Origin of the sequence: Streptomyces cellostaticus, assembly GCF_001513965.1 — a bacterium.
Taxonomy (GTDB): Bacteria; Actinomycetota; Actinomycetes; order Streptomycetales; family Streptomycetaceae; genus Streptomyces; species Streptomyces cellostaticus.
On record NZ_KQ948086.1, the window covers coordinates 1 to 8,393 of the forward strand.

General features: G+C 70.6%; 9 protein-coding genes. 4 read left to right on the plus strand and 5 right to left on the minus strand.

Features of this window, described 5'->3' with window-relative positions:
• Positions 1–172: 172 nt before the first annotated feature.
• The 3 genes from AQI88_RS41940 to AQI88_RS41950 all read right to left on the minus strand — a co-directional run bounded on the left by AQI88_RS41940 (position 173) and on the right by AQI88_RS41950 (position 2,822).
• Positions 173–514 carry a hypothetical protein gene (locus tag AQI88_RS41940; RefSeq protein ID WP_067011066.1) on the minus strand — a complete coding sequence of 114 codons (342 nt, stop codon included), beginning with the start codon at positions 512–514 and terminating at the stop codon, positions 173–175.
• Between the two features lie 131 nt (positions 515–645).
• Positions 646–1,224, minus strand: coding sequence for a hypothetical protein (locus tag AQI88_RS41945; protein ID WP_159050586.1), 579 nt, complete (start codon positions 1,222–1,224; stop codon positions 646–648).
• 215 nt (positions 1,225–1,439) lie between these two features.
• Entirely contained in the window at positions 1,440–2,822 is a 1,383-nt protein-coding gene (locus AQI88_RS41950) for an NsdA family TPR-like regulatory protein (protein ID WP_067011069.1), read from the minus strand.
• A gap of 139 nt (positions 2,823–2,961) precedes the next feature.
• Between AQI88_RS41950 and AQI88_RS48730 the strand changes: the two genes are divergently transcribed.
• The 3 genes from AQI88_RS48730 (at position 2,962) to AQI88_RS41960 (ending at position 6,726) form a co-directional block, all read left to right on the plus strand.
• Positions 2,962–3,090 carry a hypothetical protein gene (locus tag AQI88_RS48730; protein ID WP_279616607.1) on the plus strand — a complete coding sequence of 43 codons (129 nt, stop codon included), beginning with the start codon at positions 2,962–2,964 and terminating at the stop codon, positions 3,088–3,090.
• Between the two features lie 104 nt (positions 3,091–3,194).
• A complete protein-coding gene (locus AQI88_RS41955) occupies positions 3,195–4,769 on the plus strand; it encodes an asparagine synthase-related protein (RefSeq protein ID WP_067011071.1) in 1,575 nt (524 codons plus the stop codon).
• A 67-nt stretch (positions 4,770–4,836) separates the two neighbouring features.
• The gene (locus tag AQI88_RS41960) at positions 4,837–6,726 is read left to right on the plus strand and encodes an ABC transporter ATP-binding protein (protein WP_067011073.1); all 1,890 of its coding nucleotides are present in this window, start codon (positions 4,837–4,839) and stop codon (positions 6,724–6,726) included.
• 510 nt (positions 6,727–7,236) lie between these two features.
• Here the strand turns inward: AQI88_RS41960 and AQI88_RS41965 are convergent.
• A complete protein-coding gene (locus AQI88_RS41965) occupies positions 7,237–7,557 on the minus strand; it encodes a hypothetical protein (RefSeq protein WP_067011075.1) in 321 nt (106 codons plus the stop codon).
• Between the two features lie 60 nt (positions 7,558–7,617).
• Between AQI88_RS41965 and AQI88_RS41970 the strand changes: the two genes are divergently transcribed.
• Positions 7,618–7,827: a hypothetical protein gene (locus AQI88_RS41970; protein WP_159050587.1), complete on the plus strand. Its 210-nt coding sequence runs from the start codon at positions 7,618–7,620 to the stop codon at positions 7,825–7,827.
• 46 nt (positions 7,828–7,873) lie between these two features.
• On the opposite strand, the gene AQI88_RS41975 is transcribed toward AQI88_RS41970, so the two are convergent.
• On the minus strand, positions 7,874–8,089 hold the full coding sequence (locus tag AQI88_RS41975; protein WP_067011079.1) for a hypothetical protein: 216 nt from the start codon (positions 8,087–8,089) through the stop codon (positions 7,874–7,876).
• Between the last annotated feature and the right edge of the window lie 304 nt (positions 8,090–8,393).

Genomic DNA, 8,393 nt, shown 5'->3' on the forward strand with positions numbered 1-8,393 from the left:
AAGGGCCGGGGCAGGGCCGGTTTGCGCCGCCGTTGAGGGTGGCGGACATGCAGCGGCCCCGGCCGCCACGGGGACGGGATGGCCGGGGCCGGGGCGCGTGGCACGCGCCTGCATAGTGTGGCAGAGCAGCGGTGAACATCTTGTCCAGGTGGCGGCCGGCTCAGCGCCGGTTTCAGGTCGGATGTTCCTCGGACGGTTCGGAGTCACGGACGAGCCGCAGGGCTGGGCGAGGTGGGGCGAATTCGCCGATTTCCAATGCTGCTTCGCGCCAGTTCGCGGCTAGGTGGAGTAGGCGTTCACTGTCGTGGCGGAATCCGGGCGGCGGGGTGTTCGGGATGGTGGGCCACAGGATGGTGGCGGCGAACGCCACCGCATGCATGGCTGCGGTGGCGTGAGCGTCGACGGAACCGCCGCTCTCAAGGCGTCGCAGCTTGTCGAGCCGGGCAACGGTGCCGAGGAGTTCGTCGTATAGCTTCGCGTACTCCTGCGCGCGCAAGGTTGCGAGGTCATCCACGGGGTCCTCCAGCGGAGTCCTGTTCGACGACCTGGGGAAACGTGATTGCTCCGGGGCTTCTCGCAGAACCCTCGCATCTGTTCATGTCTGAGAATCACCGTGCCGCTGGGGGACAGAGGGCTGCCGGTGTGTCATGACGGCTTCCCGGTCAGCTGGGCCAGGCGTTCCATCTCGTCCAGGCCGTGGTCGCAGCACTGCCCGCACGCCAGCCGCCGTGTCTTGGGCCGCTCGGGAAGCCGGATGTCGTACGGCAGGCGGGTCTCGTCCTTGAACTTGCGCAGGTCGTAGTCACATTCTGCGCAGACCAGGCCGGCGGCGCGGGCTTGCTTCTTCGACCAGGCGGGCCAGTCCGCTAACAGTGCGAGATTGACGATGGCCATGCCCTCGGCGCGGGGCTGGAACAGGCGAAAAGCCCAGCCATGGCAGTCCTCGGGGATGTCGCCGATGGTCTCCTTCAGCGAGGGCATCCACCGGGTCAGGTGGGTCAGGTCACCTCGGGCGATGCGGACCTCCTCACCGCGCCGCATCGGCTTGTTGTAGGAGCTGGCGAGAGGGAAGCGGAAGGCCGTCACGATCGTGTACGGCACCTCCAGCAGCTCCAGGTCCTGGCCGATCTCGGCAGCGGTGGCCTTCCACTCGCCGCACCCGGCCTCCCGCCACAGGGCGAGCCCGTCACGGTTCAGCACGCCGGAGGACGTGATCGTGCTCACGATCCGTCGCTGCGCTGCCCGGACCTTCGGGGCGACAGCCTCGGCCATAGTGTTCCCCTCATCTCGTGCGCGACGACTTGGGCGGTCGCCGTCTGTGCAGGTCAACGAGCCAGACCGCCGGGTGGTCCGGTGCGACTTTCCATGCTCGGGTCAGTCGAAGTTGGAGGCGTCCTTGTCCGTGCAGGGGCGCAGGCCGCCCCCTCATGGGGACCGGCTCAGCGATGGTGGGTGAGGAAGATGCGGGCGCGCTCGTCGAGCTCGGCCGCCACCCGCACGCCGCGGGCCCGATAGGGGCGGAGGTCGGAGCGCAGGGAGCGGACGGCCTTGAGGGTGCGGGTGGACTTCACCCCGGCCATGGTGTCGATCGCGCGGCCCCAGGTGACGCATGCCTGCTCGATGCTGCCTTGCTTGGCCTGCTGCTCGGCCTGGGCGACCAGGTCAAGGGCGATGATCCGGGCGTACGTCGTTCCCGGCCGGCTCGCCGCGGCGGTCGCGTACTGCCGGGCGGCGTTCGGCCGGTCGCCAAGCGTCTCGAAGACCTTCGCCGTACGGGAGTGGACAGTGGCCGCTGGCGGCCCCCACACCAGGGCCCAGAACGGGACCTCGTCACCGGACCGTACTCCGGCCGCAAGGGCGGTGCGGGCGTGCTCGATGTCGGCGACGGCGGCCCGGCGCTGGCCAGTCTTGGCGAGGGCGTGCGCGTGGGTGACGGCGAAGAGGGCCTCTACCTGGGCGTCGACACGGCCCTTGGCCCGGTCCCAGCCGGTCGCGGCGAGGGCGAGGCAGTGCTCGGGCCGGTGCAGCTTCATGCCCTGTTGCGACATGGTGCGCATCACGAAGCCGTCCTGTCCCGGGACGCCGGAGGCCCGCGCGAGGGCGAGCGACTGGAGGTAGTACCGCTGGGCGAGGCCCTGTTCCCCGCTGTCGTACGCCTTCCATCCGGCGAGGTGGGCGCCGGCGGAGGCGACCGAGAGCGCCTCGGCGCGCACCTGTTCGCTGGCGAACCGGCCCCGGCACAGCTCTGCGACGTCGGTGACGAGGTACTGCACGAACGCTGTGCGGCCGTGCTGCCCGCCGTGGCGTTCGTCCATGTCCATGAAGAGCTTCACCATGTCGCGCACGGCTGCGACGTCGGCGTGGCCGGCGACGGCTCCGCCGCTGACCGTACGGGTGCGGGCAGCGGCCTCCTGGACCATCTCCAGCGGAAGGGTCGCTGCGGCCATGGAGTAGGCGGAGGCGGCGAGGAAACGGCGGCGGTTCACATCGGCCTCCCCGAGGGCGGTCAGTGTCTCGATCGGATCGAAGTCCAGCGTCAGCCCGATGCTTTCATCTTCACCCTCGGACCGGGAACCAAGTCCGAGGTCCTCGCGGGTGATCCGGCGGCCCAGGCGCCTGGAGAGGGCCTCGGCCAGGTACCCGGGCGTCGCCCCGGACGGCTCGGCCCCCTGGACCCAGTGGTGGACAGCCGACTTGTTGGTGCCCAACCGTTGGCCGCTCTCTAACGCCACGGCCTTCACCGCCCGGGCGACACCGTCGTACGGCAGACCGGACTCTTCGATCAGTGCCTTGAGCTGGTGGTTCGGCATGCGCTGGGTCATGGGGTCCTGCCCTCGTATACCCGATATACGGATCCGCGCGCTCGCCACGGTACCCGTCAACTGCCTTGCCCGGTTCACTGATTGAGCAAGCCCGGTGACGATCCGTCAACGGGAATTGGCCGAGTGAGAGGGGTTCGCCATGAAGGACCAGACGCGTCCGTGGGAGTCCGTGTTCGCCGGACCGGAGATCACCGCCGTGCCGGGCGACACCGCCCGCTACGAGGAGAAGGCCGCCGAGACCTCGGACCAGGGCCGGTTCGAGGACTGACCCGGCGGCACCGCCGTAAAGCACCACCAGCGTCACCGGGGCCCGCGCCTGGCCGAGAGCCGCGCGGGCCCCGTCGTGTGCCGACTTGAGGGAGGAGAAGAAGAATGTTGACGTGCTCGGTGAACGTGCGGACCGGTGGTCCGTGGGAGTGGCGAGGCGAGGAAGAGGGGTGGGGCCGCGGCGACGACCGCATCCGGCCGCTGGAGCACCCGGCACTGGAAGCGCGCGCGGTCACCGACGGCACCCGCACGCTGCTGGTCGTACGGGAAAAGGCCGTCGGCCGCCCTTCGCTGCTGCGCTCGCTGTGCCCGGCCCGCGTGGACGCCGCGGTCTACGGCCGTGTGCTGAAGGAGTGCCAGGACTGGCCGCTCCAGAGCATCTGGATCGAGGCGGGCCCGCGCGGGCTCCGGCTCCAGACCGGGCTCGGCGGGGTGTGCCCGCTGTATCTGGCCTACGACGGCGGCCGGCTGGCCGGCTCGTGGCAGCTGATGGACCTGCGTGCCCACCTCGGTCCGGAGCGGCTGGAGGAGAAGGAAGTGATGCGGCTGCTGACCGGCTACCCCCGCTACGGCCACGACACGCTGTTCACCACGGTCAAGCGGCTGTCGGAACGCTCCACCGCGTACGCCGACGACGAGGGCCTGCGCATGGTGTACCCGGATGCGGCCGAACACGCCCAGCTTTCCGAACTCGCCGAAGGCACCGACGAGCCCGCTCTGATGGGGGCGTTTGAGGCCCTGGCCGACCACGTGTTCACCAAGCGGCCGGTGGTCCCGGGGCAGACCGCCGCCCAGCTGTCTGGCGGCATGGACTCCACCAACCTCGCCATCTCCCTCGCCCTGGCCTACCCGGGTGCGATCACCCCGTGCGCGATGCTGATCGGCGGCCAGGCCGGAGGGCAGCAGGAGGCCCGGCGCAGGGCGGTCATCGAGCAGACCGGTTTCGCTGCGGACTGCACGGTGCGGGCTGCCGACTACCCGGCGCTGTCCCCGGGCGGTCTGCGGCGGGCTCGGGCGGAGGCGATCAGCCCGCTGGATGAGCCGCACCTGGAGGCCGGCGACGCGCTCGCCCAGGCCCTGCGCGCCCGTGGCATCCATACGGTGGTGGCCGGCTTCGGCGGCGACGAGGTCGCCCGGGTCCGTCGGCCCGAGGGCGGTCCCGTGCCCACCCTGGCCGCGCCGGCCTGGTGCGGCGAGCGGGTGCGGGACCTGCTCGGCGAGGTGAACACCGGGATCTCCCCGGCCACGGTGGCGCCAGAGACCGCGCTGGTCGCGCTGGAGGTCGCCACCCCGCTGCTGGCGCGGCGCGGGCTGTGGGCCGTCGCGCCGTTCACCGACGCGGACATGGTCCGATTCGGGCAGCGGCTGCCGGTTCAGTGGAAGGCGGACAAGCACCTACTGCACCGGCGGCTCGCCGCCCGCGGCCTGCCCGAGGAGGTGGTGTACCCGCCGTTGCGGGAGAACTTCGGCCATCTCATGAACGCCGCCGTGCACCGCAACGCCACCGGCCTGTTGCGCGGCTGGGGCAAGGAACTCCACCTCATCGAGCAGGGATTCGTGGACGCAGCCCAGCTCGCGGAGATCGTCGAGCGGGCTGCCCTCAGCCCCCAGGACGCGACGCCGTTCCGTACGGACCTGTTCCTGATCACCGCCGTGGAGCTGGCCCTGCGGGCTCTGTAGACACTTCCTCCACCGGCTGGGCGACTTCGGCGCGATCGGCCCCGTCCGCCCCCACCACCCCGCAAGGATGGGGCGGGTGACCGACTCCTCACCCGCCCCGAAAACCCCCGCAGCATCGCCGCAGCAGGTCGGCTACCGCCCCGATGCGCACGCAGAGGACATCGCCACCGCCACCTGGTGGCGGATGGCCGCCCGCCTCCCACACACGCTCGCCGCCGCCGTACGCCTCGGCTGGGCCGCCGACCGGCCCGCCATGCTGTGGCTGGGCCTGTGCCAACTGGTCGTCGCCATCTCCTCAGCCATCGCCCTCGCAGCCCTCCCCGGCGCGATGAACCACCTGTTCAACGGCGGAGACGTCGCCCAGCGCGTGACAGCCGCGGTCCCCAGGCTCATCGTCGCGGCCGCAGCGACCGCCGTACGGGCCGGGGCGGACGCGCTCGCCGTCTACGCCTCCACCCGACTTGCCCCCGAAGTCGCCACCGAGGCCGATCTCCAGATCCTCGCCGCCGCCCCCCAGGTCGAGCTGGAGGCGTACGACCGGCCCGGGTTCACCGACCGGCTCCAGGCCGCCGGCAAGGGCGCGGAGGCGACCGAGGACCTGATCGGCGACGCGCAGGCCATGGTCTCCGCGCTCGCACAGCTCGCCGCCGCGGCCTGCGTCCTCACGGTGCTGCACCCGCTGCTGCTGCCCCTGCTGCTCCTGGCCGTGGTACCCAAAGGGGCCGCCGCGGTGACCACTGCGCGCATCCAGCACCGAGCCGACTTCCAGAACATCTCGGACAACCACCTGCGCTACCTGCTGCGGTACTACTCCACCGACCGCCGCACCGCCGCCGAGGTCCGCGCCGCCACCATGGGCGGCTTCCTCACCAGCTGGTACCGGGAAATCACCGACCGGATCAAGGCCACCCACCGAGCTGCGGCCCCCCACGTGCTGAAGGTGAACCTGGCCGGCTCCGCCCTGAGCGGGCTGATGCTCAGCCTCACCTGGGCCGCTCTCGGCTGGCTCGCCGCAACCGGCCGGATGAACCTCGCTGTCGCCGCGACCGCCGTCGTCGCTGTACGCACCTCGACCGGCGCGCTGACCTCGCTGGTGATGGCCGCCGCCCGCACATTCCGCACCAGCCTCTACCTGGAGGACTGGCAGAGCTTCCTGCGCCGCGCCAAGGCCCTGCGCGCCACACGCGGCACCACGGTGATCCCGGCCGGGGCGCCCGCCGTGATCAAGGCGACGGACGCCACCTACACCTACCCGGGCGCCGACGCCCCGGCGGTCAACTCGGTCAGCCTCACCCTGCGCCAGGGCGAACTGATCGCCCTGGTCGGCGAGAACGGCTCGGGCAAGACCACCCTCTCCCGCCTCCTCACCGGCCTGTACCTGCCCACCTCCGGCACGGTCACCTGGGACGGCACCGACCTCGCCGACGCCGACCCTGCCAGCGTGTGGTCGAAGGTCGGGCTGGTGCCGCAGGACTACACCCGCTGGCCCATGGACCTGCGCGCCAACATCCACCTCGGACAGCCCCGCGCCAGCGACGACGGCCCGCTGCTTCAGGCCGCCCGCGCCGCCGGCGCGGACAGCGTCATCGACAAAGCCCCGTACGGGCTGGACACCCTGGTCGCGAGCTCCAACTGGGGCGGCACCGACCTCTCGGGCGGGCAGTGGCAGAGGATCGCCGTGGCCCGCGCGTTCTACCGCGACGCCGCCATGTTGATGCTGGACGAACCCACCTCCGCGATGGATCCGCGCGCCGAGCACCTGGTGATCCGCCGCTTCAAGCAGCTCGCCGCGGGCAAGGCCGCCGTCTTCGTCACCCACAACCTGGACAACGCCCGCATCGCAGACCGCATCATCGTCCTCGACCGCGGCCGCATCGTGGAGTCGGGGACCTTCGATGCCCTGCTGAATGCGGCAGGATTGTTCGCCGAGCTCTACAAACTCGCGCAAGACCGGTGAAAGGCGCTGTTCAGCCCGCTAGCGTGAACATCGTCGGCCCCAGCCGCCGCCCTTTCCCCCGTAGGACGGCAGCCGGGGCCGACTCGTACGGGTCGGCGACGATGTCCCGCCGCTGGATGGCGAGCACCAGTCGTCGACGACGGGTACTAGAGACAAACCTCCGTCGGCCGTCTGGAGCGAGGCCGACAGCGCCGTCGTTCAGCCAGACGACACGTCGAGCGGGCGCCGGCAGGCAATCGGCTCTACCGTCGTAGTGCCTGCGTTGACAGGACGGCAGGGCCTCGGCGGCCCCTGGACACCGCGCCCTGGACAGGGGCCGCCATGCCCGGCCGGGGCTGCCCTTCCCGCGCGAGACCGCCACCAGCACCGGTTCCAACCACCAGGGCCCCGACGAGGTGCGCGCGCTGAGCAGCTGTGGAGTGGATGAGTGCCTCCTCCGGCGCCCTCGTGGTGGAGGCGGTGTCGATGGCTCGTCCGGGCTGGTGCCCTGATTGCCGAAGCCTTCATCGGTCAGCGTGAGTAGGTGGATGGGGTGAGGCGGTTGCCGGTGACTATGCCGACGCGGACGAGGCGGTCGGTGGTGGCGCCGCGGGGACGGTGGGTGGCCAGCCAGGCGACTTCGTCGACGCGCAGGGTGCCGCTGCTGCTGGTTTTGGGGGTGAGGTCGAGGACGAGGAGTTGGCCGAAGGGGGCGTTGGTGTTGGTGTACTCGGCTTCCTGGGTGAGGTACTTGCCCTCGATGTGAGCGCGGCTGTTGTCGTCGGGGTCCTGTTTCATCTCAGTCAGGTAGCGCAGGGCTCCGAACTGGACCAGGACGTCGGCGCGGCCCATGCCGACGTTGTTCGTCTCTACCTGAACGATGCTGTGCAGGGGGCCGCTGAGCAGCCATTGGTGGAAATCGCGCTGCAGGTCTGCTTCGTTGGCCTCACGTTGCCCTCTTTCGGGTCTGCGGCGGTAGTCGTAGGGCGGGTCGTCCTTCTTACCGGTGCCGAAAATGTGGGTGCGTTCCAGGTCAGTGCGGCTTTTGAGGAACAGCAGGGTCTGGGTGACCAGAGCGGTGAAGGTCTGCCGGATATCCCCCGTGAAAGCCTCGTGTTCTGACAGCCGCGCCGTGGGACAGAACGAGCGTGTGACAGCGCACCGCTACCTACGCCGGCTCGGCGACCACCTCGGCTGGCGCCGGATCGGGAACCGCGCCCTCGGCGTGCTTGAGCGCCTGCCGTGCTTCGACGGCCTTCTCCTTCGGGCAGCGCTCCCAGTGCGCGTGCCAGGCAACGTAGGCCGTCAGCTCGCGCAGTTTCGACCACAGGCCCTCGTACGCGGCGGTTTGTTCCGGCGTCCAGCCATCGGTGGCCGTGCGCACCGTGTTCCTCCACCGATCGGCGTCGCTGAAAAGCTCCGTGGGGCGCCGCTGACCAGGCCAAGCCCTCCTGAAGACGTTGCAGTTCACCGTAGGTCTCGTGCAACTCCTTCTGCGCCGCGACCAGGTCGTCAAGGAACGCGAAGGGGTCGTATAGCGACTCGGCGGCTGCGGCGTCGGGGGATCCGGTCGGGGTGTTGCTCGGCATCGCGTGGATGTTAGTTCGACCCTCTGGCATCCGGCCGTGGTCCCACGTCCGCGCGCCGCTGGCACCGGCTCGCTTCCCACCTGGCCACCAGGGAGGCTA

Coding starts and splice junctions, on each gene's coding strand:
- AQI88_RS41950 (WP_067011069.1), bottom strand. CDS start 2,822: ATGACCCAGCGCATGCCGAACCACCAGCTCAAGGCACTGATCGAAGAG.
- AQI88_RS48730 (WP_279616607.1), top strand. CDS start 2,962: ATGAAGGACCAGACGCGTCCGTGGGAGTCCGTGTTCGCCGGACCGGAG.
- AQI88_RS41955 (WP_067011071.1), top strand. CDS start 3,195: ATGTTGACGTGCTCGGTGAACGTGCGGACCGGTGGTCCGTGGGAGTGG.
- AQI88_RS41960 (WP_067011073.1), top strand. CDS start 4,837: ATGGGGCGGGTGACCGACTCCTCACCCGCCCCGAAAACCCCCGCAGCA.
- AQI88_RS41965 (WP_067011075.1), bottom strand. CDS start 7,557: ATGGGCCGCGCCGACGTCCTGGTCCAGTTCGGAGCCCTGCGCTACCTG.